At 64.1% G+C, this 26,994-nt stretch carries 25 protein-coding genes and 1 pseudogene; 4 read left to right on the forward strand and 22 right to left on the reverse strand.

Annotated features, from left to right (window positions below; genetic code table 11):
* Nucleotides 1-169: 169 nt before the first annotated feature.
* The 16 genes and pseudogenes from LB547_RS07210 to LB547_RS07285 form a co-directional block, all read right to left on the reverse strand.
* Entirely contained in the window at nucleotides 170-3,061 is a 2,892-nt protein-coding gene (locus tag LB547_RS07210; protein WP_140761461.1) for a nitrate reductase, read from the reverse strand.
* A gap of 3 nt (nucleotides 3,062-3,064) precedes the next feature.
* The gene (gene nirD / locus LB547_RS07215; RefSeq protein WP_140658519.1) at nucleotides 3,065-3,394 is read right to left on the reverse strand and encodes a nitrite reductase small subunit NirD; all 330 of its coding nucleotides are present in this window, start codon (nucleotides 3,392-3,394) and stop codon (nucleotides 3,065-3,067) included.
* A gap of 208 nt (nucleotides 3,395-3,602) precedes the next feature.
* Nucleotides 3,603-6,053 carry a nitrite reductase large subunit NirB gene (gene nirB / locus LB547_RS07220; RefSeq protein ID WP_140761464.1) on the reverse strand — a complete coding sequence of 817 codons (2,451 nt, stop codon included), beginning with the start codon at nucleotides 6,051-6,053 and terminating at the stop codon, nucleotides 3,603-3,605.
* A 20-nt stretch (nucleotides 6,054-6,073) separates the two neighbouring features.
* Nucleotides 6,074-7,370: pseudogene (locus LB547_RS07225) on the reverse strand (MFS transporter).
* A gap of 68 nt (nucleotides 7,371-7,438) precedes the next feature.
* A complete protein-coding gene (locus LB547_RS07230) occupies nucleotides 7,439-7,759 on the reverse strand; it encodes a hypothetical protein (protein WP_140496176.1) in 321 nt (106 codons plus the stop codon).
* Nucleotides 7,760-7,969: 210 nt separating this feature from the next.
* Nucleotides 7,970-9,196 carry a CmpA/NrtA family ABC transporter substrate-binding protein gene (locus LB547_RS07235; RefSeq protein WP_181177988.1) on the reverse strand — a complete coding sequence of 409 codons (1,227 nt, stop codon included), beginning with the start codon at nucleotides 9,194-9,196 and terminating at the stop codon, nucleotides 7,970-7,972.
* Between the two features lie 2 nt (nucleotides 9,197-9,198).
* The gene (locus LB547_RS07240) at nucleotides 9,199-9,801 is read right to left on the reverse strand and encodes an ANTAR domain-containing response regulator (RefSeq protein ID WP_140496174.1); all 603 of its coding nucleotides are present in this window, start codon (nucleotides 9,799-9,801) and stop codon (nucleotides 9,199-9,201) included.
* Nucleotides 9,802-9,926: 125 nt separating this feature from the next.
* On the reverse strand, nucleotides 9,927-10,259 hold the full coding sequence (locus tag LB547_RS07245; RefSeq protein ID WP_140496173.1) for a hypothetical protein: 333 nt from the start codon (nucleotides 10,257-10,259) through the stop codon (nucleotides 9,927-9,929).
* A 112-nt stretch (nucleotides 10,260-10,371) separates the two neighbouring features.
* A complete protein-coding gene (locus tag LB547_RS07250; protein ID WP_140496172.1) occupies nucleotides 10,372-11,172 on the reverse strand; it encodes an endonuclease/exonuclease/phosphatase family protein in 801 nt (266 codons plus the stop codon).
* A 107-nt stretch (nucleotides 11,173-11,279) separates the two neighbouring features.
* A complete protein-coding gene (locus LB547_RS07255) occupies nucleotides 11,280-12,743 on the reverse strand; it encodes a phospholipase D-like domain-containing protein (RefSeq protein WP_140632620.1) in 1,464 nt (487 codons plus the stop codon).
* Nucleotides 12,744-12,867: 124 nt separating this feature from the next.
* On the reverse strand, nucleotides 12,868-13,893 hold the full coding sequence (locus tag LB547_RS07260) for an ABC transporter ATP-binding protein (protein ID WP_140632623.1): 1,026 nt from the start codon (nucleotides 13,891-13,893) through the stop codon (nucleotides 12,868-12,870).
* An 8-nt stretch (nucleotides 13,894-13,901) separates the two neighbouring features.
* Nucleotides 13,902-14,744: a carbohydrate ABC transporter permease gene (locus LB547_RS07265; protein ID WP_140496169.1), complete on the reverse strand. Its 843-nt coding sequence runs from the start codon at nucleotides 14,742-14,744 to the stop codon at nucleotides 13,902-13,904.
* Nucleotides 14,741-15,661, reverse strand: coding sequence for a carbohydrate ABC transporter permease (locus LB547_RS07270; RefSeq protein ID WP_140496454.1), 921 nt, complete (start codon nucleotides 15,659-15,661; stop codon nucleotides 14,741-14,743). The genes LB547_RS07265 and LB547_RS07270 overlap by 4 nt, the downstream gene beginning before the upstream one ends.
* A gap of 23 nt (nucleotides 15,662-15,684) precedes the next feature.
* Complete coding sequence (locus LB547_RS07275) at nucleotides 15,685-16,929, reverse strand: ABC transporter substrate-binding protein (RefSeq protein ID WP_140496168.1); 1,245 nt, start codon at nucleotides 16,927-16,929, stop codon at nucleotides 15,685-15,687.
* Nucleotides 16,930-17,008: 79 nt separating this feature from the next.
* Nucleotides 17,009-17,797, reverse strand: coding sequence for an SDR family NAD(P)-dependent oxidoreductase (locus tag LB547_RS07280; protein WP_140496167.1), 789 nt, complete (start codon nucleotides 17,795-17,797; stop codon nucleotides 17,009-17,011).
* Complete coding sequence (locus LB547_RS07285) at nucleotides 17,794-18,552, reverse strand: FadR/GntR family transcriptional regulator (RefSeq protein WP_140496166.1); 759 nt, start codon at nucleotides 18,550-18,552, stop codon at nucleotides 17,794-17,796. The genes LB547_RS07280 and LB547_RS07285 overlap by 4 nt, the downstream gene beginning before the upstream one ends.
* A gap of 133 nt (nucleotides 18,553-18,685) precedes the next feature.
* On the opposite strand from LB547_RS07285, the gene LB547_RS07290 reads away from it, so the two are divergent.
* The 4 genes from LB547_RS07290 to LB547_RS07305 all read left to right on the forward strand — a co-directional run bounded on the left by LB547_RS07290 (nucleotide 18,686) and on the right by LB547_RS07305 (nucleotide 21,922).
* Nucleotides 18,686-19,825, forward strand: a complete 1,140-nt coding sequence (locus tag LB547_RS07290; protein ID WP_224518899.1) for a mandelate racemase/muconate lactonizing enzyme family protein — start codon at nucleotides 18,686-18,688, stop codon at nucleotides 19,823-19,825.
* 52 nt (nucleotides 19,826-19,877) lie between these two features.
* Entirely contained in the window at nucleotides 19,878-20,744 is an 867-nt protein-coding gene (locus tag LB547_RS07295; protein WP_140632677.1) for a DUF6772 family protein, read from the forward strand.
* On the forward strand, nucleotides 20,744-21,079 hold the full coding sequence (locus LB547_RS07300; protein ID WP_140496164.1) for a hypothetical protein: 336 nt from the start codon (nucleotides 20,744-20,746) through the stop codon (nucleotides 21,077-21,079). The genes LB547_RS07295 and LB547_RS07300 overlap by 1 nt, the downstream gene beginning before the upstream one ends.
* 132 nt (nucleotides 21,080-21,211) lie before the next feature.
* Nucleotides 21,212-21,922, forward strand: a complete 711-nt coding sequence (locus LB547_RS07305; protein ID WP_246675691.1) for an SDR family NAD(P)-dependent oxidoreductase — start codon at nucleotides 21,212-21,214, stop codon at nucleotides 21,920-21,922.
* A gap of 141 nt (nucleotides 21,923-22,063) precedes the next feature.
* On the opposite strand, the gene LB547_RS07310 is transcribed toward LB547_RS07305, so the two are convergent.
* The 6 genes from LB547_RS07310 to LB547_RS07335 all read right to left on the reverse strand — a co-directional run bounded on the left by LB547_RS07310 (nucleotide 22,064) and on the right by LB547_RS07335 (nucleotide 26,882).
* A complete protein-coding gene (locus tag LB547_RS07310) occupies nucleotides 22,064-22,366 on the reverse strand; it encodes a DUF982 domain-containing protein (protein WP_140496450.1) in 303 nt (100 codons plus the stop codon).
* A 153-nt stretch (nucleotides 22,367-22,519) separates the two neighbouring features.
* A complete protein-coding gene (locus tag LB547_RS07315; RefSeq protein WP_140556667.1) occupies nucleotides 22,520-22,987 on the reverse strand; it encodes a hypothetical protein in 468 nt (155 codons plus the stop codon).
* 66 nt (nucleotides 22,988-23,053) lie between these two features.
* Complete coding sequence (locus LB547_RS07320; protein ID WP_140632635.1) at nucleotides 23,054-23,518, reverse strand: Hsp20 family protein; 465 nt, start codon at nucleotides 23,516-23,518, stop codon at nucleotides 23,054-23,056.
* A gap of 354 nt (nucleotides 23,519-23,872) precedes the next feature.
* Nucleotides 23,873-25,642, reverse strand: coding sequence for a thiamine pyrophosphate-dependent enzyme (locus LB547_RS07325; RefSeq protein ID WP_140761469.1), 1,770 nt, complete (start codon nucleotides 25,640-25,642; stop codon nucleotides 23,873-23,875).
* A 49-nt stretch (nucleotides 25,643-25,691) separates the two neighbouring features.
* Complete coding sequence (locus LB547_RS07330) at nucleotides 25,692-26,132, reverse strand: DUF2267 domain-containing protein (protein WP_140522271.1); 441 nt, start codon at nucleotides 26,130-26,132, stop codon at nucleotides 25,692-25,694.
* A gap of 147 nt (nucleotides 26,133-26,279) precedes the next feature.
* Nucleotides 26,280-26,882 carry an alpha-ketoglutarate-dependent dioxygenase AlkB gene (locus LB547_RS07335; protein ID WP_140761472.1) on the reverse strand — a complete coding sequence of 201 codons (603 nt, stop codon included), beginning with the start codon at nucleotides 26,880-26,882 and terminating at the stop codon, nucleotides 26,280-26,282.
* Nucleotides 26,883-26,994: the final 112 nt, after the last annotated feature.

Raw genomic sequence — 26,994 nt, forward strand, 5'->3', positions numbered from 1 at the left:
GCGGCGAGACGTCGGCGGCAACCCACACGGCGGCAAGTACGGCGCGCTTAGCGATCTGGACAACCGCAGCTACGCCCCGGGTGTCGTCCTGCCGCCCGGCCATGATGGGCTGACGCGGGGTCCGCCGGCGCATACGCATCGGGAGGCCGCCGATGGCGGGTTCTGCCGCCTACTCGGCCGCCTGAACGCGATGTGCCTGGATGATGGCGCGGATCTCAGAGCGGCAGGAGCCGCAATTGGTGCCTGCCTTCAGCGCGGCGCCGATGGCTTCCACGTTCGTGCAGCCGGAAGCCACCGCCGCCGTGATCTGCTTGATCCCGACGTTGAAACAGGAGCAGACGGTCGCGCCGGCATCGGGCCGTTCGGCGCCGGCGCGGCCGGCGACGATGCGGAAGCGCTCGCGTTGGCTGGCATGGGCCTCTTCGAGCTGCTGCGTTGCCCATCCGCGCGACACGGCGACCGGGCCGGGAGCGACGAACAGGGCGCCCGCGAGCTGTACGCCATCGAAGGCGGCGATGCGATGCTGGCCGGCATCGCGGTCGTGATAGGCGAGTATTTCGGCATCGGTCGAGGCGCCGAACAGGGATTGGGCAAAAGTCGTCCAGTCGATTTTGTCGTCTGCAAAGGCGAGCTCGACCCGCCAGCCATCCCTGCAGCGGGCCACGGCCCAATAGTCGCCGGCGATCGCTTCGGGCCTTTGTCGGGTCACGGCGAAGCCGAACGCCATCGCGGCGAATTTCTCGATGTGCACCGCGACGTGCTTCAGTGCCGGCTGGCCGGAAACTGGGTCGGTGAGTGGCGCGGTGAGCGTGTCGAGCCGGCCCTTGGCGGTGAACTGGTCCGTCCAGTGCATCGGCGCGAAGATGCTGCCCCGGCGCTGGCGGGACGTGATCAGCGCGCGCACGAGCACGGCGCCGCGCGGGCTGGAAACGCGCGCGATGTCGGCGTCGCCGATGCCGTATCGCGCGGCGTCGTCGGGATGAATCTCGACGAAGGGTTCGGCGATGTGCTGCGACAGACGCGGGCTTTTGCCGGTGCGTGTCATGGTGTGCCAATGGTCGCGGACACGGCCGGTGTTGAGGATGAGGGGGAATTTCTCGTCCGTGCGGGTTTCCGTGACAGGGCGGACGGCGATGAAGCGCGCCTTGCGGTCGGGCGTGTAGAAATTGCCGTCGGCGAAGAAGCGGGTGTTCGGTGGCCCTGCTTTATCGTTCTCCGGTTGGGGCTCAGCTTGAACGTTCCCCTCCGAGAGATGTCGAGCCCAGGCGCCCCCCTCTGTCCTGCCGGACATCTCCCCCTCTAGGGGGGAGATCGGCAGTTTTGTCGACGGCGCTCGTCCTGCGGTATCGGCGATTGGCGAAGGCCGTCGTGGCATCCAATCTCCCCCCTTGAGGGGGAGATGGCCGGCAGGCCAGAGGGGGGCGCCTGGGCTCGGCGCCGGCCATTGGAATGGCGCAAGCGCGTCGTATTCCTCCCCATCGAGGCCGGCATAAACCCCAATGTCGAAATCGCGCCCACCGTCGTTTTCAAATCCCGACAGCGCGGCATGCTCGCCAAAAACCTCCGCCGGGGACGCATGCGCGAACGCTTCGCCAAAACCCATCCGCCGCGCCACTTCCGTAATGATCCACCAATCCGGCCGGGCCTCGCCAGGTGCCGCCACGAACGGGCGCTGGCGCGAGATGCGGCGCTCGGAATTGGTAACGGTGCCGTCCTTCTCGCCCCAGGCGGTGGCCGGCAGCCGGACATGGGCATGGCGCACCGTGTCTGTGTCGGCCTGCACGTCCGACACCACCACAAACGGGCAGGCCTTGATCGCTGCTTCGACGGCGTCGGCATCGGGCATCGAATCGACAGGATTGGTGGCGAGGATCCACAGCGCCTTGATCCGCCCGTCGGCGACCGCCCGGAACATGTCGACCACTTTCAGGCCGGGCTTTTGCACGATGTCAGGTGCATTCCAGAAGCGCTTCACGCGTTCTCGATGCCCGGGATTTTCAATCTCCATGTGGGCGGCCAGCATGTTGGCCATGCCGCCGACCTCGCGTCCGCCCATGGCGTTGGGCTGGCCGGTGACCGAGAACGGCCCGGCGCCGGGCCTGCCGATGCGACCGGTGGCGAGGTGGCAATTGATGATGGCGTTGACCTTGTCGGTGCCGGACGACGACTGGTTCACGCCCTGGCTGTAGACCGTGACAGTCTTGCCGGTCGCGGCGAACAGGCCGTAGAAGCGGGCGAGCTCGTCCTCGCTCAGGCCCGTGGCGGCAGCGATGCCGGCAAGGTCGAGTGCCGAGGCGGCGAAAAGGGCTTGTCCGAAGCCGGTCGTGTGCGCGGTGATGTAGGCGCGGTCGAGCGCATTGTGCTGGCCGAGCCAAGCGAGCAGGCCGGTGAACAGGGCGACGTCGCCATCGGGCGCGATCGCCAGGTGCATGTCGGCGATATCGGATGTCATGGTGCGGCGCGGGTCCACCAGCACGATTTTCATCTCCGAGCGCTTCTCACGCGCGGCAGCTATGCGCTGGTAGAGCACGGGATGGCACCAGGCGAGATTCGAGCCGACCAGCACGATGAGATCGGCAAGCTCCAGATCCTCGTAGGTTCCGGGCACCGTGTCGGAGCCGAAGGCGCGGCGATGGCCGGCGACCGAGGAGGCCATGCAGAGGCGCGAATTGGTGTCGATATTGGCCGAGCCGATGAACCCCTTCATCAATTTGTTGGCGAGATAATAGTCCTCGGTCAGCAACTGGCCGGAGACATATAAGGCGACCGCATTCGGCCCATGTTCGGCAATGGTTTGCGAGAAGGTCGACGCGACAAGATCGAGTGCCTCGTCCCAGGAGGCGCGGCGGCCGTGGATCTCAGGATGGAGCAGCCTGCCGTCAAGACCTATGGTCTCGGCAAGAGCAGAGCCCTTGGAGCAGAGCCGGCCGAAATTCGCGGGATGATCGGGGTCGCCGCGGACCGACACCTGCCCGTCCGCGGCGACCTTCGCCAGCACGCCGCAGCCCACCCCGCAATAGGGGCAAGTGGTCCTCACCTCGCGTGCTTCGCCAATCTGCATGGGTCAGGCCGCGCGGCTGGCCAGCGCTTCGAGCGCGATGAACAGACGCTCGCCCTCGATCTTCACCGGAATGGTGCGCACCGCGCCCTCGTCGGCGCCGAGCGCCTTGCCGGTCTCCAGCGAGATGACCCAATTGTGCAGGGGGCAGGTGACCGCCGCGCCATGGACGATGCCCTGGCTCAGCGGGCCGCCCTTGTGCGGGCAATGGTCGTCGATGGCGAAGACCTGGTCCTCGGCGGTGCGGAAGATGGCGATCTTGCCTTGCGGCGTGGCAACGCAACGCGCGCCCCGGCGGGGGATGTCGGACAGGGTGCCGATCGGTGTCCAGGTCATTGGGTCGCCTTTACTTGATACGAATGCGCCCAGGCGCCCCCCTCTGTCCTGCCGGACATCTCCCCCTCGAGGGGGGAGATCGGCAGTTTTGCTGATGGCGTCCGTTCTGCGAAGTTGGCGATTGGCAAAGGCCGTTGTGGCATCCAATCTCCCCCCTTGAGGGGGAGATGGCCGGCGGGACAGAGGGTGGCTCGCGCGAACATCTCCATCACTCCGCCGCCTCCGCGAACCCGACCGAGGCCATCGGCCGGAACTCGTGCTTGTCCTTGCCTGACACGCGTTCCGACCACGGATCGACCTGGGCGAATTTCTGGGAAAAGACGAAGCGGTCGTAGAAGGCCTTGCGCTTGTCGCCATCGTCCATGATCTGGCGCTTGATCTCGGCGATGCCGACGCGCTTGGCCCATTTGTAGATGCGTTCGAGATAGCGGGCCTGCTCGCGGTACATCTGCGTCAGCGCCACGATATGCTCCAGCGCTTCGTCCTCGGTCTTGACCAGGCCAAGCACTTCGGTGCCCTTGATGTCGAGGCCTGCCGCACCCGCGAAGTGGATCTCGTAGCCACTGTCGACGCAGATGACGCCGACGTCTTTGCAGGTCGCCTCGGCGCAGTTCCTCGGACAACCCGAAACCGCCATCTTGACCTTGGCCGGCGTCCACGAGCCCCACATGAATTTCTCGATGCGGATGCCGAGACCGGTGGAATCCTGCGTGCCGAAGCGGCACCAGTCGGAACCGACGCAGGTCTTCACCGTGCGCAGACCCTTGGCATAGGCGTGGCCGGAGACGAAGCCGGCCTGGCCGAGGTCGGCCCACACCGCTGGCAGGTCTTCCTTGCGGATGCCCAGCATGTCGATGCGCTGGCCGCCGGTGACCTTGACCATCGGGATATCGAACTTATCGACGACATCGGCGATGGCGCGCAGTTCGGCGGCATTGGTGACGCCGCCCCACATGCGCGGCACCACCGAATAGGTGCCGTCCTTCTGGATGTTGGCGTGGACGCGCTCGTTGATGAAGCGTGACTGGTAGTCGTCCGCGTATTCGTCCGGCCGGTCGCAGACGAGATAATAGTTGAGTGCCGGCCGGCATTTGGCGCAGCCGCAGGAGGTTTTCCATTCCAGTTCCTGCATGATCGCGGGAATGGTCTTCAGCGCCTTGGCCTTGATCAGCCGGCGCACCTCGTCATGGCCGAGCGTCGTGCAGGAGCACATGGGCTGTACGGCGGCCGGGTTGTACTTGTCGCCGATGGTCAGCACCATCAGTTTTTCGACCAGCCCGGTGCAGGAGCCGCAGGAGGCCGACGCCTTGGTGTGCGCGCGCACGTCGTCGAGCGAAGTCAGCCCCTTGGCCGCGATCGCGCCCGTGATCTTGCCCTTGCAGACGCCGTTGCAGCCGCAGATTTCCGCATCATCCGGCAAGGCTGCAACGGCCGCCATAGGGTCCAGTGGGGCACCCCCCTGGTAGGACTGGCCGAAGATCAACGTATCGCGCATTTGCGATATGTCTGTTTGCTTCTTCTTGAGGTCGTTGAACCAGGCGCCGTCCGCGGTCTCGCCGTAGAGCACGGTGCCGATGATGCGGTCGTCCTTGAGCACGAGGCGCTTGTAGACGCCGGCCGCCGCGTCGCGCAGCACGATCTCCTGGCGGTCCTCGCCCTCTGCGAAGTCGCCGAGCGAGAACAGGTCGATGCCGGTGACCTTGAGCTTGGTCGGCGTGTCCATGTGGACAAAACCGGCCGCCTCGTCGCCGGCGAGCTGGCGGGCGGCGACGCGGGCCATCTCGTATAGGGGGGCGACCAGCCCATAGATCTGGCCGTTGACCTCGGCGCATTCGCCGAGCGCGTAGATGTCCGGGTCGTTGCTGCGCATGCCGGCATCGACGACGATGCCTCTGTTGACGGCGATGCCCGCCTCCTTCGCCAGCGCTGCGTTCGGCCGGATACCGACGGCCATCACCACCAGCGTCGCGGGGATGACGGTGCCGTCGACGAGTTCGACCTGCTCGACCTTGCCGTTGCCCGTGATCGCGTTTGTATTGGCCTTGGTGACAACCTTGATCCCGCGCTGCTCGACGGCGCGCTGTAACAGATAGCCTGCCGCCGGATCGAGCTGGCGCTCCATCAGTGTCGGCATGACATGCAGCACGGTGACGTCCATGCCTTGCGCGTTGAGGCCCGCTGCTGCTTCCAGTCCGAGCAGTCCGCCGCCGATGACCACAGCCTTGGCGCGCGACTGGGCCGCGAGCATCATCGCCTGGACGTCGTCGAGGTCGCGATAGGTGAGAACGCCGGGCAGGTTGTGGCCGGGCACCGGGATGATGAACGGCACCGAGCCGGTGGCGATGACAAGCTTATCGTAGGGTTCGGTGACGCCGTGGTCCGACGTGACGGTCTTCGCTGCGCGGTCGATGGCGACGATCTTGTGGCCCTTGTAGAGGGTGATGTTATTGGCGATGTACCAGCCGTCGCCATGGATGATGATTTCTTCGTAGGCCTTCTCGCCCGAGAGGACCGGCGACAGCATGATGCGGTCGTAATTGACGCGCGGTTCGGCGTTGAAGATGGTGACGCTGTAGCGGTCCGGCGCCTGTTCCAGCAGGTGCTCCAGCATGCGCCCGGGGGCCATGCCGTTGCCGATGATGACGAGTTTTTGGGTCATGTTCCTAATCCGCTCCGGTGTCACTCTGCAGCATAGGAAAGGGTCGACGCCTTGGTTGATGCGGCCCGCCCCATCCGCCTGACGCTGACATGCATCCAGGCAAAGCAGGCGACGACGAGGACGAAGAGCAGCATGAAGCAACTCGACCAGACGCCGGTGAGATCGTTCAGCGCGCCAAAGGCGATCGGCAGGATGAAGCCGCCAAGGCCGCCGATCATGCCCACGACGCCGCCAACGGCCCCGACGCTCTGCGGATAGTAAGCCGGGATATGTTTGTAGACGGCGGCCTTGCCGAGGCTCATGAAGAAGCCGAGCACGCAGGCGACGGCGATGAAGGCGAGCGGGCCGATCTCGAAATGGAAGGCGATCGGCCCGCTGATGCCGCGCACCACATAGTCTGCCGAGGGGAGAGACAGCACCAAGGTCGCGACGGCACAAACGGAGAAGGTCCAGTAGAGTACGGTACGAGCGCCGACGCGGTCGGAAAGCACTCCGCCATAGGCGCGGAAGATGCTCGCGGGAATCGAATAAGCCGCGCCGATCATGCCGGCGGTCGCCAGCCCGAAGCCGTAAACGCCGATCAGGTAGCGCGGCAGCCACAGCGACAGCGCCACGAACGAAGGAGAAGAAGTAATAGAAGGCGAAGCGCCAGACCTGCGGGTTCTTCAGCGGCGCGAATTCCTGCCAGAAGCTCCTCGCAGGCGTGGTCTTGCCGGCGCGGCGCTCGCGAATCACGGGATCGTCGCCGGTCGTGAACCAGAAGATGGCGGCCATGATGACGAGTGCTGCCGCCCAGATCAGCGCGACCGATTGCCAGCCCCAGGCGAGAAGCACGAAAGGCGCCAGGAATTTGGTGACAGCGGCGCCGACATTGCCGACACCGAAGATGCCGAGCGCCGTGCCCTGCCTGCCCGCCGGGAAGAAGCGCGAGACATAGGCGACGCCAACGGCGAAGGAGCCGCCGGCAAGCCCGACGCCGAGTGCAGCGATCAGCATCTGTCCGTAAGTGTGCGCAAAAGCGAGCAGGAAGGTCGCTACCGCCGCAGCGAGCATGGTGGCGGTGTAAACCAGCCGTCCGCCATAGCGGTCGGTCCAGACGCCGAGCACCATGCGCACGAGGGAGCCGGTTAGGATCGGCGTGCCGACGAGCAGGCCGAACTCCGTCTCGTTCAGCCCAAGTTCCTGCTTTATGCGCACGCCGATGATGGAAAAGATCGTCCACACCGCAAAGCAGACTGTGAACGCGATGGTGGACATCACGAGCGCCTGCCGGGGGGCATTGTCCTGGCTGGTCGCGGCTGGGAGGATTGCGGTCATGTCAGGCTCCGGTTTGCGATGGAGAAGCACCGCGCGTGTTTTCTTGATCGATGGTCAGCGGCGCGGCATCAGCGCGGCGAGCTTGGCGCGTTCACTTGGGCACCTTTGCCCTCGGCCACGGCGCCAACCGGGAACAGCATCTTCGCTGCGACGAACAGCGCCGCCGCCAGCGCGCTGCTGGCGACAAAATCGCGGCGCGTGAAATCCTTGAGGGTTGTTCCAGTTCCGATCCGTTTCGTCATCGTCGTCTCCGGTTGGGCGCTGCCTGGGACCAGCACCGTCGATTGCGTGTTCGGCCAAACAAAAAAGCCGCCGGCCAGGTCTTCGCGTCCGGGAATCCGGATCGCGTCTTGACCTGAGCGGCAGCTTTGCCTGTGGGCGCCCGCCATTGGACGCCTGTTCCGTGACCCACTAAGGGTCCGGTTATTTCAATGCAGGAACCGTGCCAGTCTCGCCTTAGAAAGGAATTTCGAATGAATTCAGCTGAATAGCCGATTCACGGGCAGATCCGGCCACCAGGTGACAAGGCCAAACATTGGTCAGCTATGCGATCAGTCCGCATAAATTTTGTGCAATGCACAAGAATGGCGCGGAAATGATCACCCTTGCCGCTGCGCCCCGATATAAGCGTCGATCTGGTCCGGATCGAAGATGCGGCCGTCGAAGAAACCGTCGGGGCCGAGCACCAGGCTTGCCCCGGCCGAGCCGACGGGCGTTGCGATCTTCAACGCCCCCTCGACCTTGGCATTGGCGCCCGGCAGCGCTACGCCGAGTGGCTTCAGCGCCGCCCGATAGAGGTCGGGCCGGTAGCAGTCGCGGGCGACGGCGAGGTTTTCAGGCGTGTGCGCGATATCGCCCCAGCGCACCATCTGGGTGTAGAACCACAGCGCATGGCTCTTCCAGGGAAAGTTCGCCGCCTTGTCGAACGGAACGAAGAAGTCCTCGACGTTCCGCTCGGCGCCGCTGCCGAGGCGGAGATGTCCGGTCAGGACCGGCATCTGGATTTCGGCGGACTGGCCAAGGAGGCCGGGCTGCGCCATCAGCGCCGCCAGTTCGCCTCGATTGGCCGGGTCCTGGCACCAGCGGGCGGAGTGGTGCAGTGCCCTGAGCAGCGCCGCCAGCGCCTCCGGCTGCGCTTCGGCCCAGGCCTTGCGCGCACCGATCACCTTTTCGGGACTGTTGCGCCACAAAAGCGCCTTGACGGTGACGATGTGGCCGGTGCCGGCCGCGACGGACGCACTGTTCCAGGGTTCGCCGACGCAATAGCCGTCGATGCGGCCGGCGGCCAGCGCGTCGGCCATGAAGGGCGGCGGCACGATGACGATCTCGATCTCACCGTCGGGGTCGATGCCGCAGGCGGCGAGCCAATAGCGCAGTTCGTAATTGTGCCCGGAATGCGGATGCACGACGGCGAAGCGTAGCGGGTCGCGGCCGGCCGCCGCGCGTTTGCGGATAAACGCGCCGAGCGCCGCGCCGGCGCGGGCCGGATCGAGATCCGATACGGCGCCGTGCGCCGCCATGCCTTCCCAGACGGCGTTGGAGATGGTGACGCAATTGCCGCCGAGGCCGAGCGAAAAGGGCACGATCGTCTCGGATGCCAGCGGCGTGAGCCCGAGGTTGCAGGCGAGCGGCATCGGCCCAAGCATGTGGGCAAGGTCGAAATGGCCAATGGCGATGCGGTCGCGGATGTTGGCCCAGGAGGTTTCGCGGTGGAGGACGAGATCGACGCCTTCGCGCGCGGCAAAGCCCATTTCGCCGGCCGCGACCAGCACGGCGCTGTCGAACAGGGGCATGAAGCCGGCGGTGATCTGATGCGCAGCTGTCATGCTCATTCATCCTCCAGCGGCCCGAGCAGCCCGGCTGTCGTCACCAGGCTATGGGCGATGTCGCTGATCTTGCGGTTCTGGTTCATCGCCGTCTTGCGCAGCAGCGTGTAGGCCGCGTCTTCGCTCAGACCCCGCGATTTCATCAATATTCCCTTGGCGCGGTCGATGACCTTGCGGTTCTCGAGTTCGCTGCGCGCTTCCTCCAGTTCGCGTGCCATGCGAGAAAAGGCGTTGAAGCGGCTGACGGCCATGTCGAGGATCGGCTTCACGCGTTCCTGCCTGAGGCCATCGACGACATAGGCGGACACGCCGGCATCGACCGCGGCCTCGATAGAGGCCTGGTCGGAACGGTCGACGAACATGGCGATCGGGCGCTTCACCGCGCGCGATAGCTGGAACATGTTCTCCAGCATGTCGCGGTTGGGATTTTCGAGGTCGATGACAATCACGTCGGGTTCGATCTCGGCGATGCGGCGCGCAATGCCCGCCACGTCATGGACGACGGTCACCCGCTGATGGCCGGCCTCGCGCAGTCCCGCCTCGATGATCGAGGCGCGGATACGGTTTTCGTCGATCACCAGGACGGCTAGGGAGGATAGGACCATGCCCCGCATTGTGGGCAAGGTCGCGGAATTGTGCAATGCGGCATAGCCAGTGCAGCAGAAGGGGCGTGGCCGCAGCTTACCGCATTGCAATCAGGCCACGCAGATGCACTTCAGCGATCCTCGGGTCAGGTGCAGACACGAACCTCTTCGATCACCCTGTGATGGTGGCGCCAGTGTTTCACCAACTCGATGTGGCAGCGGTGGTGACGATGGTAGCGGCGGTATTCGCGGTCGCTGTAACGAACATCGCTGTCCTCGTCGTCGTTATAGCGATTGTCGATATAACGCTGGCGATCGTGATGGCGGCGCACGACGACCTCGCCATTGTCATAGTCGTCGTCGGGCGAATACTGGGGCTCGTCGCCGGACTGGATGGTGACGCTCGCGGCCTGCGTCGGCGCAATGACGGAAGCCGAAGCGGCCAACGCCATCATCGAGGCCAGGAAAAAGCTTCTCATGTCTCGTCCTCCTGTTGTCCAAGCCATATCAACTCGCAAAAGGAGCCGCCGTTCCGATACCGCCCTACACGCTTTCCAACGCGGTCGACATCAAGGCGTTATCGGCGCGTGGCTACAGGCGGACAAAGGCGGTCAGCGGCAGATGGTCGGAGGCGACCCGCGACAGCGGCGTGTCATGCGCTTCGACGGCCGCGATCATTCCGTGCCGGTTGGCCACGATGCGGTCGAGCGCCAGCAGGGGCAGGTTCGAGGGGAAGGTGGGAACAGCCGGAGGCAACGGTCCAAACGTCAGATGCAGCGTGTTCAGCGCGGAGCGGTTTCCGAGGCGCCATTCGTTGAGGTCGCCGAGCAGCAGCGTCGGCTTCTCGTCGGGGCTGTTCATGATATCCAGTACGACCTGTGCCTGCTGCGACCGCGAACGGCGCAGCAGGCCCAAATGCGCCGCGATGACGCGCAGGGACTGGCTTCCGTCGAGGTCGATTTCTGCCACCAGAGCGCCACGCGGTTCCAGCCCGGGAAGCCTGATCTGATGCACGTCGCGCACGACGCCCTTTTTGAAAAGCAAGACGTTGCCGTGCCAGCCATGGCCCTTGCCGGTTGCCGAAATCGGCACCGGCACCAGGCCGGTTTCCAGTTCGAGCCGGGACAGGTCGAGAAGTCCGGTCCGGTCGCCGAAACGATTGTCCGCTTCCTGCAGGGCGATGACATCCGGGTCGATCTCGCGGATGACGCGACTGGTGCGCTCGGGATCGAACTTGCGGTCGACGCCGATGCATTTGTGGACATTGTAGGAGGCGACCAGCGTTCCGGTGGCGTCCGCCTTGTTGGTCGACGTGGCATTGGCCTTCCGCATCCGTTTGTCGCGAATGGACAAAAGCATGCTTGCCGGCAGGCTGCGCCCGTTCACCCGCATCGTTTGCCCGCCATTCCTGCTGCTTGCACCATGCACCTCAAAAAATAGAACCTTTCGGCATCTGTTCCATCATCGATTTCAAGCTATCTGGCAAACACGTCCTTTTGTTAAAGATAGGGCGAGCCCAGCCACAGGATGCGATCGAACAGACGGATGACGAATGGCCGCGCCCGCAATGCTTCCAGCGTGACAGGGACGGCCGTCTCGATCGCCGCCGCGATCCGCTTTTCGACCTCGCTGGCGAAGCCGGCGTCGAGTACCTCCAGGTCGATCTCGAAATTGAGCCGTAGCGACCTGGCGTCAAGGTTGGAAGACCCGATATAGGCCCATGCGCCATCGATCGAAAGCAGCTTCGAATGGTCGAAAGGTCCTTCCGTGCGCCAGACGCGGCAATAGTGCTTCAGAACCTGGTCGAATTGCGCCGTCATCGCACGGTCGACAAGGAAAAGATTGTTCACCGCCGGCACCACGATATCGATTTCGACACCGCGTCTTGCCGCGGTCGTCAGGGCGCTGATCAGTTCGCGGTCCGGCAGGAAATAGGGCGACATGAGGCGGATCGATTTGCGCGCGACGGAGAAGGCGCCGATCAGCAGCTTGTGATTGGTCTCGACGCTGGCGTCCGGGCCGGACGCGACCGCCCGCACCAGCATGGGCGTGGCGGGCGCCGGCGACAGCGGGGCAATTCGCCAGGCATCGCCCTTCAGCGCCTCGTTGCTGGCGAAACGCCAATCTTCGGCGGCAACCGAAAAGAGGTCGGCTACCACTGGACCGGTCACGCGAAAATGCGTGTCCCTGGAACTGTTGGAGCCGGCAAACTCGGCGGAAAAGCCCTTGCGAATGTTCATGCCGCCGGTAAAGGCAACCGTGCCGTCGACCACCAGGATCTTCCGGTGGGTCCTCAGATTGGCATAGGGCAGGTGCAGGCCCATGACGATGTTGCCGTTGAAGAGCCCGGCGGTGATGTCGGCGCCGCGCAGGTGGCCCAATATGCTGGGCACGGAATAGCGGGCGCCTACGGCGTCGATCAACACGCGCACGCTGACGCCGCGCCGGACGGCCCGGGCAAGGGATTCCACGAAGAGCAGGCCGACGGGGTCATTGTCGAAAATATAGGTTTCGAGCAGGACGCTGCGTTCGGCGCCGTCGATGGCCGCGCACATCGCGGTATAGGCTTCGTCGCCTGTTTCCAGGACCGTGATGGCGTTTCCCGGATGAAGCGCGCGCCGCGCGACCCTGTCGCCCAGCGTCCTGAGGCCGATGAAGCGCGGCCCGTATCGTTCGATGATCAGGGCCTCCTCGGCGGCAATGTCGCGGTCGTGCCTGGCGGACGCCAGATCGCCGGCAAGCGAGCGCTGTGCGCTGATCGAGGCGCGACGGATGCGGTTGATGCCGGCCACGGCATAGATCAGCACCCCCAGGATCGGCGACAGCACCATCACGCCGACCCAGCCGGTGGCGGCCCGGACGTCCTCCTTGGTCATGACGGCATGGGCAATGCCAACGCTCGCGATCACCACCGAGATGGTCGCCAGGATTTGAGGCCAGTGAGTCGCCAGGCTCTGCAGCATGGCTGGAACTATCCAGCGAGCGGATACAGAAGGCAATGCGGCCGGTCATTCGCCGCGTTCCCATGCTTCCGCGGGTTATCGCGTCCGCACGCCGGCTACGCGCTGGCGGCCATTCATGATCGCGTCAGACCGCGCGCCCTTCGCCGTCGAAGAAATGCAGGTGCGCGGGGGCTGCGTTCAGGCCGATCTCGGCGCCAATCTCGGGCGCCGTCCCCTGATTGTGGATGACAAGGCATGTCTGGCCCGCGTTCAATTCCACGTGGATGAGCGTGACGGCGCCAGTGTATTCGGCAAGCTTTACCTTGCCGCGCAGCGTGGCGGACGAAGGCTGGGCCAGCGACAGGTGCTCGGGCCGAACGCCGACCGAGACGGCCGCCGCGGGCACGGTCACCCCGTGGGTGATTGGCCGTCCATCGGCGAGCGGCAGGATGTTCATCTTCGGGCTGCCGATGAACTGGGCGACGAAAATGGTTCGGGGGCTGTCGTAGAGCTCGCGCGGTGAGCCGACCTGTTCGATCTTTCCGTCGCGCAAAACCACGATCTTGTCGGCAAGCGTCATGGCCTCGATCTGATCGTGGGTCACGTAGATCATCGTCGTCGACAGGCGCTGGTGGAGCGCGGCGATCTCGGAGCGCATGTGCACACGCAGTTCGGCGTCGAGGTTCGAAAGCGGTTCGTCGAAAAGGAAGACGTCGGGATTGGCGACGATGGCGCGGCCGATGGCCACGCGCTGGCGCTGCCCGCCCGACAGCTGACGCGGGAAACGGTCGAGCAACGGCTCGAGCTTCAGCGTCGCGGCGGCCTCCGAGACGCGCCGGGCGCGCTCGCCGGCCGGCACTTTGCGGACCTTGAGGCCGAAGCCCATATTGTCGCGGACGGTCAGGTGAGGGTAGAGCGCGTAGGACTGGAACACCATGGCCACGCCGCGCCTGGCCGCCGGAACCTCATTGACCAGACGGCCGCCAATGTGGAGTTCGCCCTCGCTGAGATGCTCGAGGCCGGAGATCAGCCGCAACAGCGTCGACTTCCCGCATCCCGACGGGCCGACGAAGACCACGAACTCGCCATCCTCGATCTCGAGATCGACGCCACGGATGACCTCGACCGTTCCGAACCGCTTGCGGATGTCCTTGAGCAGAAGCTTTGTCATGACTCCCCTTATCCCTTGACGCCGGAGAGGGCGAAGCTCTCGATGATCTGGCGCTGGGCGATCAGATAGATGATGAGGATGGGAACCACGGCCAGGCTCGTCGCCGCCAATTGCAGGTTCCACAAGGGCAGGCCGTAACTGTCGTTGAAGTTGGACAGCGCCAGCGGCAGCGTGAATTTTTCAAGCGAACTGAGGAAGATCAGCGGTTCGAGGAACAGGTTCCACGAATGCAGGAAGGTGATGATCGCAACCGCCGCAAGCGCCGGCCGCGCCATGGGCAGGGCGATCTTCAACCAGACGCCGAAGCGCGAGAGGCCGTCCATCTTGCCGGCCTCTTCGAGTTCCCTGGGTAGCGCCAGGAAGAACTGACGCATCAGGAAGGTCGCCACGACGCCCTGCGGGCCGAAGACCGGCAGAAGGATGAGCGGCCAGTGCGTGTCGATCAGGCCCATGGCGCGGATCAGGAAGAAATTAGGGATGATGGTGACCTCTTCCGGCACCATCAGTGCCATCATCAGGAACAGCATCAACAGCCCGGCGCCGGCAAAGCGGATGCGCGCCAGCGCGTAGCCCGCGAGCGAGGCGATGAACAAGGTCAGCACCGTCACCGTCGCGGCGATGTAGAGCGAGTTGAAATACTGCCGCGCGAAGGGCTGATAGGTGAACACTTCCGCGAAGTTCTCGAAGCGCCAGACGCGGGGAATCAAGGTCGGCGCGCCGAAGATTTCGGTGGTGCTCTTGAAGCCGCCGGAAATCATCCACAGGAACGGGAACACGAAGGGCACGGCCAAAAGCAGCAGCGCCATGGTCCAGCAGATGCGATAGAGAATCTCGGTCCGGCGCTGGGTCACTCCATCTCCTTCCGCCGCAACATCACCTGCACGAGGGTGAGCGCCATCACGATGACGAACATGATCAGGGCCAGCGCGGCCGCGTAGCCGACGTTGAAGAATTTGAAGCCTTGCTGATAGATGTAGAAGGCCAGCACCAGGGTGCCGTTTTCCGGGCCGCCGCCGGTCATCTGGTAGATGTGGTCGAACACCTTGAACGAGCCGATCGTCGTCAGAACCATGATGACCAGCGTCGTCGGCGCGAGCAGCGGCCAGGTGATCATGCGAAAGACCTGCCAGCGCGAGGCGCCTTCCAGCGCCGCTGCCTCCTCGTAGTCGCGCGGTATCGATTGGAGCGCGGCGATGTAGAGGATCATGTTGAGGCCGACCATCTTGATGACTCGGGTGACGATGACGGCCGCCATCGCCCAGTTGGGCTCGCGCAACCAATTCGGGCCATCGATGCCGATCCAGGCGAGCATCTGGTTCACGGCGCCGCCTTCGCCCTGCAGCATGAATTTCCAGACGATGGCCCAGGCGATTGCCGATGTGACCACCGGCGCGAAGAAGACCGTGCGAAAGAAGACGACACCGAAGAACGGCCGCGAAAGCGCCAGCGCGAGGGAGAGCGCCAGCGCCATGTTCAGGGGAACGAGCCCCAGCGCGAAGATCACGGAATTGCGCACGACATGCCAGAAGTCGGGGTTCTCCAGCAGCGCATTCTGGAAATTGCGAAGCCCGACGAAGGTCGCCTGCTGGCTGAGCAGGTTCCACTCGGTCGTCGAATAATAGAAGATGGCGACCAGCGGCCCAAGGAAGAAGACCAGGAAGCCGATCAAGGTCGGGCTGACGAACAGCCATGCCTCGAGCATCTCCCTGGCCTTCAAGCTCAGCCACGGCGCGCTGGCAGGGCGCGCCGCATTGTCCCGGGATGCCATGCCGGCCATGAACCGAAATCCTGTCAGAGCAATGGCTGAATGGCGGCGCAGACGCCCTTCAGCGCCTCTTCGACATTGGCGTCGGCCCGCCACAGCGCGTCGACGCGCGGCGCCATCGCGGCGAATATCTGCGGCACATGCTCATGCGAAGGGTGAACGCGGCCGTTGACGATCGCTGCGGCGACGCTTTTCATCTGCTCGGGCGGGATCAGCTTGTTGGAGTTGACGAAGGCGTCGCTCTCCAGGACGCTCTTGCGGGCCGGCGGAAAGAACTGGGCCATGACAGCCACATTGTCCTTGCTGGTCATGTCGGCCACCAGTTGCGCGGCAAGCTCCTTGTTCTTGCCGGACGCAAAGACTGTCAGCGCGGCCTGGCCGATGACCGGAGCTTCGCCGGCGGGTCCCGAAGGCAAGGGGGCGATGCCCCATTTGAAGCCTGCCTCGGGCATCTTCGAGGCTCGCGAGATCTGGTTCACGGTCATCGCCGAATTGCCGGAGAAGTAGTCGCCCTGCTCTCCCGGCGGCACGATCGACCTGTCCTTGAACACCATATCATGGAGCTGCTTGATGGCAGCCACCGCTTCAGGCTTGTCGAGGCCGCACTGGCCGTCGGCCCACAGATCGCCGCCGTAAGCGCGCACGGGCGGCAGCAAGGCGTGCGTCATACGCGATGCGTAACCTTCGCCATCCTTGAATTCGAAGCCCCATTTGCCGGGATTGGCCTCGGTGATCTTCTTGGCGACCTCCTGGAATTTCTGCATGTTCCACTCGCCCTTCGCGGCGAGCTGGTTGGGATCTTCGACACCTGCTTTGTCGAACATGTCCTTGTTGTAGTAGATCAGGAAAGGCGAGGTGGAGAAGGGCACGCCGTAGACCTTGCCGTCCTTCTGCCAGAGCGCCATGGCGGGCTGGGAGAAATCGTCGAAATTGTATCCCTCGGTCGCCTTGAGCGTCGGGCCGATGTCCATCAGCAGCCCGGCGTTCTCGAAGGCGGGTGCGGCATCCTCCATCATCCAGGCGATGTCGGGGGCGTTGCCCCCGGCGACCTGGAAAGTGAGCTTCTGCGTGTAGTCGGCGACCGGAACGGTCTCGAATTTCACCGTGACGCCCGGATGCTTGGCGATGAAGCCCTGGGCGATGCCGTTCAGCATCTTGAGGTGGGCCTCGCTGCCCGTCCACACGGTCACTCGGAGTTCCTGGGCCAGCGAGTGCGCCGACAGGGCGCACAGCGCCAAGGTCGATAGTGCAAGTTTGATTGCGGTCTTCATGGTTTCCTCCCGAAACGCCGATGGTCCAATCAACAACTGCGGGCGCGCAACGAACGGGCCGGCAGGCGGCGGCGACTTGTCATGCTGTTGTCCCCGGCAGCGCGCTGGGCGCGTCGCCGATCGTCCAGCCGCCGTCGACGGGCAGGTCAGCCCCGGTGACGTAGCGGGCGGCGTCGCTGCACAGAAAAACGAAGGCGCCGACGAGGTCGTCGGCCTGGCCGTGGCGGCCGGCGGGAATCTTCGCCGCGACCGCTTGGCGGAAGGCTGCGTCCCGGTAGCGCTCGGCGGTTGCCTCCGTCTCGATCGCGCCGGGCGATACCACATTCATGGTGACGCCATGCGGCGCAACCTCGCGTGCCATGGCGCGCACCGCCGTAAGTTGCGCCGCCTTCAGCGAAGCATAGACGATCGTTTCCGCGCGCGGACGCCTCGCCATCACGCTGCCGGTCGCGACCACGCGTCCCCATCCGCGCTTGGCCATGGCGGGAACGAGCCGCGTGGCCAGGGTAAGCAGGGCCGTGAAGTTTGCCGCCACATGGGCCTGGATATGCGCTTCGTCGATCTCGCTCCATGCACGGCGCCGCTCGATCGCGCCGTTCGAGACGAGGATGTCGATGGGCCCGGCGCCGGCGGCTTCATCGGTAAAGGCCGACATTGACTTGCTATCGGTGAAATCGGCCTCGAGAACCGCGGTGCCCGGGCCGATAGCGGCAGCCGTTTCGCGCGCGCCGGCGGCGTCACCGAAGTGATGCAGCGCGACGCTGGCGCCATGCTGCGCCAGGGCGATCGCAACCGCGCGCCCGATGCCGGAGCTGGCGCCGGTCACCAGCGCCCGCCGTCCGGCAAGGGAAAAACGGTCCTTGCTCACGGCGACGGCTCCCCGAGCTTGCCGGCCACCTCGAACGAGGCGATGTCGGCGGCGTCGAAATGCTCGTGAATGCGCCGGTCCGCGAGATCGGTGTCGCCCGCCATGATCGCGTCGTAGATCGCCTGGTGCCGTTCGACGGTGGCCCTCCAATCCGTTTCCGTGCGGTTGGAGCGCTGGGAGAACAGTTCCGAAACCTCGCGTTGGACAGACCGCATCCCTTCCATCTGAATACGGATCATGGAGTTGCCCGTGGCCGTCGCGAGGCCGAGGTGGAACAGAATGTCGGCTTGCGTGAAATCGCCAGGCCTCCCGATGCCGGCGTGCATGTCGAGCACGGCCTGGCGCATCATTTCCAGGCCGCGCGGATCGCGGCGCTCGGCGGCCAGCCTGGCTATGCCAACCTCGATGACGCGGCGCATCTCGTTGGCTTCCTGAAGCCGCGTCAGGCTCGAACGGACCGCATAGGCGTAGATGCGCTCCATCGGCTCGCCGCTGAGTGCCTTGGCGCGGGCAACTTTTCCTTGCTGCGTCGAAACGAGGCCGGCGCTGGTCAACTGGCGCAGCGCCTCGCGTGCGATGGGCTTGGAGACGCCGAATTCCCGGGCGATCTCGCCTTCCGGCGGCAGCGCTTCGCCAGGCGCGATGCGTCCGTCGAACAACGCCGCGGCGATCGCATCCGAGACGCCGTCCGCGAGGCGGGAAGGGCTCGCGAGTTTCGCGGAGAAAATCGGCTTGCGTGCTTCGTCCAGGGGCATTCGGAATCCTTTCCGAGCTCACTAGCACGGTTTTCCCAAACATAGCAACTAAGTTTTTTGGTTGCTAAGTTTACAAGTGAAAGCTATGAAGGCGGTGCGAGAGGACCAAGGGAGAAATCTGGAGCCGATGCACGTGAGCGATCCAATCGCGGCGGGGCCGCTGAAGATTGCCGAGGTGATTGCCCATCCCCTCAGCCAGACATTGCCCCGGCCCACGGTCACGTCCTGGGGCGTCTATGAAAAGGTCTCGCTGGTCCTGGTCGAAGTGCGCACGAGCGAGGGCATTGTCGGCGTAGGCGAAACCCTGGCGCGGTTCTCGCCCAAGGCTTATGTCGAGCTGATCGAAAGCTCGCTCAAGCCGCGCCTGCTCGGCCAGGACGCGCGCAACATCGGCGCCCTATGGCAGTCCATGCGCCGCGCGCTTTCGGGCAGGGCGGGCGGCGTGCTGATTGAGGCCATCGCCGGCGTGGACATCGCGCTATGGGATATATTGGGCAAGGCGACCGGACAGCCGATCGCGAAGCTTCTCGGCGGTGTCGGACGCGACCGCATCGACGTCTATGCCGCCGCGGTCAACTGGGTCGACGACGATGCCGCCGACGCTGAACTCGATCGTTATCTCGGCGAGGGCTTTACGCGCATCAAGGTTAAGATGGCGCGGCCCGTGCGCGAAGCCTGCAAACGGATCGAGCGCATCCGCAAGCGCGCCGGCGATGCGATCGGGCTCTGCGTCGATGCGAACTGGGCCTACAATCTGGACGAGGCGGTCGAGGTAGGTCGTGCGCTTTCGGCAAACGGCTATTTCTGGTTCGAGGAGCCGCTGCAACCGGAAAACGAGCAGGGCTACGAGGAACTGCGCCGGCGCTGCGACGTGCCGCTGGCCGCGGGCGAGAGCAATTTCACGTTGGACCAGGCGCAGCGCCTGATCGCCAACCGGACGCTGTCCGTGCTGCAGCCCGACGTGGCGCGCGCGGGCGGCATCTCCGAGACGCGTCGCATGGCCGACTACGCCGCGGCGCATGATGTCCGCTACGCGCCGCATATCGGCATGTCGGGCATCGTCTGCGAGACCGCAAGCGTCCATCTGTCAGCCGCGATGCCGAACTTTGGCGTCATGGAGTGCGAGTGCGACGCCAGCCCGTTCAAGGCCAGCCTGGCCGATCTCGCGCCCGGTTGCGTCAGGCAGAAGAACGGCACGCTCGACGTCCCGCAGAAACCCGGGCTCGGCATCGAGATCGACTGGGACGCCGTCAAGAAACTGAAAGCCGGATGAGGCCGAGATGAAGAACCAGGTTCCAAACCAGGGCGCTGACCTCGCCGAGGCGATGCGGCTGGCGTTGTTGCGCGCGGACCCCGCGCTCAGCCGCTTCGACCCGCTGCCGCGGATATTGTCGTTCGACGATTTCGCGCGCGGCCATTGCGGCTGGTCGCAGCTTGTCGGCAACTATGAGGACGATCTGGACACCATGCTGCCGGGCTACGCGCAGCATACCAGCGCCATGCTGTCGACGCTCGCGCACTGGGACGCCGGCTCACACGGGGGGATGGATTCATCCTATGCGTTGAAGGTTGCGACACGTCCCCTGCCGGGAGCCCGCAACGTCGCCATCAAACGCCACACATTCAGGAAGCGCGGACCGATCCGCTTCGAAATGTATTTCACCTTCAAGCCCGAAGCCAATGCGCTGAAGCTTTCCGAAACCGATGTGCGCTCCGTCGGCTTCCTGTTCGACCTGCAGGGCGGAGATCAGGATGGCAACAGCGATCGGGTCATGCCGCATCTGCGCTTTTTGAACGCGCTCGACGGCCAGCACTTGCAAAAATGGCAATACAAGCGCGAGACCGAGAAGATCATCCCGATCGGCAGCGACGACAAGACGATCAGCCACTATCACCTGTCGCCGGAGGGATGGCTCGACCTTCCCGGCGGATCGCAGCGCCTGTGCTACAACGAGATCCCCACCAAGGTGAACTGGACTTATCTGTGCTTCGATTTCGATCTGGAATCGATGACGGCGCTCGGGCTGCGCTGCAACGATCGCAGCTTCGATCTCTCGGGATTCGATTCGATCCGCATTCCGGCGATGAAGAACCTGTGGTGCATGCTCAATTTCGGCCTCTTCGCTGAAACCGACGTTGCCAAACGGGCCTTCCTCTATGTCGATTCCATCTGCATTTCCGGAGACTTCTGATGCTGCCCGAGAACATCACCGCGGTCGTCTCGCGCAACGAGCGCTGGCGCGGCGAGGCCGCCAGCGAGCCTTACGAGGCAGGATGGGCGCGCGAGGCGATCTTCTTCGTGCGCGCGTTGAAGCAACCTGTCGGCCCTGCGGCAACGGCGTGGATCGAGATCTCGCCGGATGGAATGCACTGGCTGCGCGAAGGCACCGAGTTTGTCATGCCGGCCGAGCGCGACGGCATGGCAATGGCGCGGCTTAGCCATTTTGGCAACTGGCTGCGCGTCGCGGCGCGTTTCGACAGCGGCGCGGAGTGCAGCGTGCTCGTGACGCTGCACCTGAAGGCCTGAACACGCCTCGCCAAACGTTGCCGCCGGCCAACCCTTACTGTTCACGGAGACATCATGATCGACCCTTATGCGACGTTTGCCCAGGACAGTTTTGCCGGCAAGACCGTGCTGGTGACCGGTGCCGCGAGCGGCATGGGTTTCGAGACCGCCCGTGCCTTTCTTTCCAAGGGCGCCGAGGTCGTGATGTGCGACCGCGATACCGAGGGGTTGGCGAAGCGCCATGACGAATTGAGCGGAAGGGCCGGGACCCCACCGCACAAGGTGGTGGCCGACATGGGCGACCCCGACAGCATCGCGCGCATGTTCGACTATTGCGACGCCAAGCTGGCGCGGCTCGACAACGTCGTGACCTGCGCGGCGATCATCACTGCCAAGAGAATCGCGGAGCAGGATTGGGCGCACTGGCAGCGCGTCCTCGGCGTCAATCTGCTGGGCACCTTCTTCACCGTTCAGGGGGCGGTGCAGCGCATGCAAGGCAATGCCGGCGGGGGGAATATCGTGTGCGTGGCCTCCGACGCCGGTGTGCATGGCGGCGGCGGGCTCATCGCCGACACCGCCTATGCGGCGTCCAAGGCCGGCACGCTGTCGCTGGTGAAGTCGGTTGCGCGCGAATTGGCGGGAAAGAAGGTGCGCATCAACGCCCTCAATCCGGGGCCGACCGATTCGCCGATGCATTCCCATATCGACCAGGCTCTCAAGGACCGCATCGCGGCCAATTTGCCGATGCGCCGCATGGGCCGGCCCGACGACATGGCCGCCGCGATCCTATTCCTTTGCTCGGACGCCGCGAGCTTCGTCTATGGCGCGGCGCTCGACGTTGATGGCGGCTCGATGTTCCGCTGACCGGCACCGCCAAGCATGGTGACCGGCGTTAGCACCGGTCACCGCGCCCTGCCGGCGGCACGACCTACGGAATTAGGCGCTCTCCATGACTTTGCTCGGAACCTGACATACTTGAAACCGAAGGTTCGGCGAACGTTCTCCTCAGGCGGAAATGCCGCCTCTGCCCGTCTTGATCCCCGCCATCCAGGGTATGGAGGTCGAGACGTCTTCAAGGATCCTGGCCGAGCGCGCAAAGCCGGCAAAAGCATCGCGTGCCAGCGAGGCTGGGACATGGCCGTCATAGGCGCGTTGACACGCGCGCAGGGCGGTTTCGAAAATCGGGCCTCTGCGGTTCCGGGGCCAATTCTGCAGAAACTCGAATGCATCTTCGAGGCACGCTACTTCCTCGATCATGAAATCCCCGTTCTTCACCAGAACAGGCTGCTCGAACATTTTGTCATTCATGAACTTCCTCCATTGGCTGGATGCTTTTGAGGGGTTGGCCCCAACCCCTTCATTGGGGCAGTTCATCGTTTCACGAGACGCCGAACTGCTCTAACTGTTTGTTTCTACGTAATTTCCACGGAAAAAGCGGTATGCGCTTTTCCCGGGATTGCTCTAGGCTGCTTCAGGTTCCGGCAGGGAAAATGCCCCGCCACCGCCTGCCCTCGGCGGGATCGCCGCGCAGACCGGGCTCGGAGGTGGATCGTCATCATCGTCTTCACCTCGGATGCCCGCGATCCAGCGGGACCAACTCCCTCGACGGAAGCGGCCGAAAGAACGCCGCTGGGACCGAGACGCCGCCCTGTGCGGCGGATGCCCTTGCTCGCGCTCATCCAGTGCCTTCAGCGCGCGAAGGATCTCATCCACATTCATGACCGAGCCGTCATCCAGCCTGCGCAGCGACGGAGCGTCGTCAACCGCATGCGCGTCCGAGGCCCATGAGGCAAGCAAGGCACGCTTCGCCTCAAGGCTCATAGTTGAGCAGTTGAGAACGTCGCCGGGGTTTTTCGGCACCGGCGAGACGTCGATGCGGGTCGGTTTTCTTGTGCCGGCTTGAAGAAAGATATCAGCTTCGCTTCTCATCTCCGTTCTCCGCAATCTTGGCTTCCCGGCGTTGCCGGGAGGCGGACCGCAGGTTGTTGCGACATTCTATGCCGCCTTGCGCGACACATCCTGGCTTATCGACTTCGTTGTATTTTCAGGGCCGCGGACGCCAATCTCGATGCGACGCGGCTTGAGTTCTTCGGGCACCTCACGCACGAGCTCGATGGCGAGCAAACCGCAGTTCAGCGTCGCAGCCTTCACCCTTACGTGGTCGGCCAGCCTGAAGGCCTGTCTGAAATTACCTATCGCAAGGCCTTGGTGGAGAACTTGCCGCTGTTCTGGATCTGGCTTCTTGCGTCCGGTAACGCACAGTTCGGCGCCGTTCTGCACGAGTTCGAGCTCGTCCAGGTCGTAGCCTGCTACCGCCATGGTGATGCGGTAATTGTTCTCATTATTCTTTTCAATGTTGTAGGGAGGCCAGTCCGAGCGAATGCTGCTGTCGAGCATGTCGAAAAGACGGTCGAAGCCGACCGTCGTGCGGTAAAGGGGTGCAAAATCCACGCTTCTCATATCCATATCCTCCGAAAAGCAACATGGGACGCCGCGGGTGTCGCGACGCCTTTTTCATCGAGCCGAAGCCTCGACGCGAAACGATCTGGGAACGGCCAGAAATCTCTTCAAGAGGGGTCCCAAAAATTTTTTGATGCTAAGTTGCCATGCAAGAACAGTGGCTTGCGGTAGTTTTGCCGCACGACCCTTTCACTCTTGCAACAGCAGGATCTGCCCCGAAGCGGTACATGGCCCGAGACTTCCGCGATGGTCGGGGCGCCGATACCGATCCCACGGACTCGGTAGAAGTATCCCTATGCAGTGTCGCCGCGCACGTCGCCATCCGTCGCGGACGTGGGGCGAGATCGGCTGTGCCTACGCTTCCTCGGAAACTTCGTTCATCATGGACTTCAGCGGCTCCTCGCCGACATTGTCCTCGATCTGGTCGTGTCCAGGCGTGTCCGGCAGCGCCTTGCGGAAATTCCTCGCATAATCCGGCGGCATCCTGGGCGGCATCATTGGCTCATAGGCGTCCACGACGGCCTCGATGATCACCGGTCCCTGCGTGGCGAAGGCCGCCTCAAGCACGCCCTCGACCTCTTCCGGCCGCGAGACGCTGTAGCCGATGCCGCCCATGGCCTCGGCGGCCATGGCGAAATCGATGGGCTGCAGCTCGCAGCCGAATTGCGGATTGCCAAGGAACATCATCTGCTCCCAGGCGATCTGGTTCAGCATGCCGTTCTTGAGCACGAGGACCTTGAGGGGAATGCCGTGCCGTACCGCAGTCGAGAATTCGCCGAGTTGCATGGCAAGCCCACCATCCCCAACCACTGCGAAGATAGGGCGCCCCGGAAAGGCAATGCCGGCGGCAATCGCATAGGGAAGGCCGCAGGCCATAGAGGCGAGCGCTCCAGAAACCCCGAATGCCTGTCCGGCCTTCATGTCGATGTGCCTGGCAGCCATCTCGGTATTCTGTCCTGAATCGGCTGCCAGGATCGCGTTCTCAGGCATACGCCTGCCGAATGCCTTGACCACGAGTTGCGGCTTCAGCGGCACATCCGGCTTGGCTTCGGATAATGCCATTGCATCGCGCCAGCGGGTCATTTCCTGCCGCGCCTTTTCCAGGAAGGAGCGGTCGCTCTTGCGCTCGAGGCGTTCGTTGAGAAGACACAAGGTGTCGGCGGCATCGCCTACGAGCCCTGCCTCGACGGGGTAGCGCAGGCCGATCCTCTGCGCGTCACGGTCGATCTGGACGCCGCGCGCCTTGCCGGGTTCGGGATAGTATTCGATGTAGGGGAACGTCGATCCGACAATCAGCAGGGCGTCGCATTTGCTCAGCGCATCCTGCGAGGCGCGGGTGCCGAGAATGCCGATGCCGCCGGTCGTATTCGGATGGTCGTCGGGCAGCACGGCTTTGCCGAGCAGCGCCTTGGCGACGGGCGCCGCCAGCAGGTCCGACGCGCGTTCAAGTTCTTCGCGCGCGCCGAGTGCGCCGCGCCCGGCCAGGATAGCGACTTTTTTCGCTGCATTGAGAATCTCAACCGCCTGGTCGAGCTGGTCGGCAGCCGGAAGCCGGCTGCCTTCGAACCATCGATCGGGGGTGTGCGAGGGCCGGTTTCGCTTCGAGCGGTCCGCCTCGGGCAACTCGTTTTCCTGTACATCGCTGGCAATCGACAGATGGGCGACGCCGCGCCGGGCAAGGGCCGAGCGGCAGGCGAGACCGGCCAGGTTTTCCATATGGGCGGCATCGGAGACCTGTGCGTTGAAGATCGCTACGTCGTTGAAGGCGCGGGTCAGGTCGACGTCCTGCTGCGTAAAAGTCTCGATAAGGTCGTGGAACTGCATGCCGGTGATGGCAAGCACGGGAGCCTGGTCGAGCTTGGCGTCATAGAGCCCGGTAAGGAGGTGTGTGCCCCCCGGTCCCGAGGTGGCCAGGCAGACGCCCAGCCTGCCGGTCCATTTGGCATAGGCGCACGCCATGAAGGCGGCAGATTCCTCGTGCCTGACCTGGACGAACCGGATGCGGTCCTGACGGGTGCGCAACGCCTCCATGATGCCGTTTATGCCGTCGCCCGGCAGGCCGAAGACGACCTCCACTTTCCAGTTGATCAGCGTGTCGACGAGGATTTCGGCGGCATTGGGCATGGCGGATTTCCTTTATTGAGCACGCCGGCCTCTCGAACCGGGAGGAGGTTCAGTGTTTCGTATCGGGATCGGGACAGAGCTGCCGTACGTCCTCAGGCAGCGAGGCGCGGACCTTTCTGATCTGGCCGGGGTCGATATGGTGAAAGAGGACCTTGAAGACCGATTGAACCGCGGCTTTCGGGTCGACGGGACGCGTATCGTCCATGCCCTGCTCAACGGGGCCGAGAAACTCTTCCAGGGAACGGCTCTTTTGCGGCATGCGTGACGGCTCGAACTGCTCATAGTAGGTGCCGCGCACGAGCAGCGGCAACTGCGCTCCAAGATGCGAAGCCATGTCGACCGGAAGCCGGTCCCTGACGGTGCGCAAGACGACGCCGAGCAGGTGCCAAGCGAACTGGCGATCCTGTCCGTGGTCGGCCATGATCTCGTCCAGCCAGACATTGGTGGTTTGGGTGGTCTTGTCGAAAATCTCGAGTCCGGTAGCGCTCATCGCCGCCTCCTCAATCGAATCGCTCACCCGCAAAACCCGTCGGCAAAACCATCGGTGGCAGGGAAAGTTTCATGCCCGGCCGAAATTTCTTCGCTTCGGCAGTTCACGCGAGATGCTGCACCGGCTGTCGCAGTCGCTGTCCGACGATCACAACGGCCGGAGCGTCCGCAACGTGATCGAATAGCGATGCTCTTTCACCGGCGGTATGCTGTGCTCCCACTCGGTCCGCGAGGCGCCCGCCATAAGATATGCGGATCTCGGCTCGACCGTGACGGTTTCGCGGTCCCATTTCGCACCGTTCCTGCGGCGCAGGCGGAAACTGCAAGCAGCCAACAGCGACACTCCGGCGACAATGCCGAAGTGCGGCTTGTCGCTATGCCATCCGATGCCGGCGCCCGGTCGATATTCGTTGATCAGGACCTGCACGAAATCGGTGGCAGGCAGGCCGGCAAAGCCGGCTACCTTGTCCCTCAAGGGCAGCAAGAAACCTGGTATGGGCGGCGCCTCCATCACCTGGCGCCGCTCATAGTCGTAGCGCAGGCCGAAGCCTGCCACGCGTCTGTTCGCGAGATAGCCGTGGAAATCGAATGGCTGGAAGGACAGGCTCTCGAGCTCCCGCACCAGTTCAGCTTCCTGCGCCAGCGTGATCAGTTCGGGCCGGTAACGAAATCCTTCCGGCAAGCTGTCGGGCGCACCAAAGAGGTCGTCCTGGCGAGGGTCCGTGGGATTGCTGGATCCGGGCGATGGCATCGCCTTTAGATGGTGAAATCCGCGGCTGAGGCAAGATTTCCCCGGCCGGCTGCGTGGGGCGGCTCGCATTTGATGGGAACCTCGACTTCGCTGTCGGATTATTCAATGCGGG

The sequence above is a fragment of the Mesorhizobium sp. B264B1B genome, assembly GCF_020165765.1.
Classification (GTDB): domain Bacteria; phylum Pseudomonadota; class Alphaproteobacteria; order Rhizobiales; family Rhizobiaceae; genus Mesorhizobium.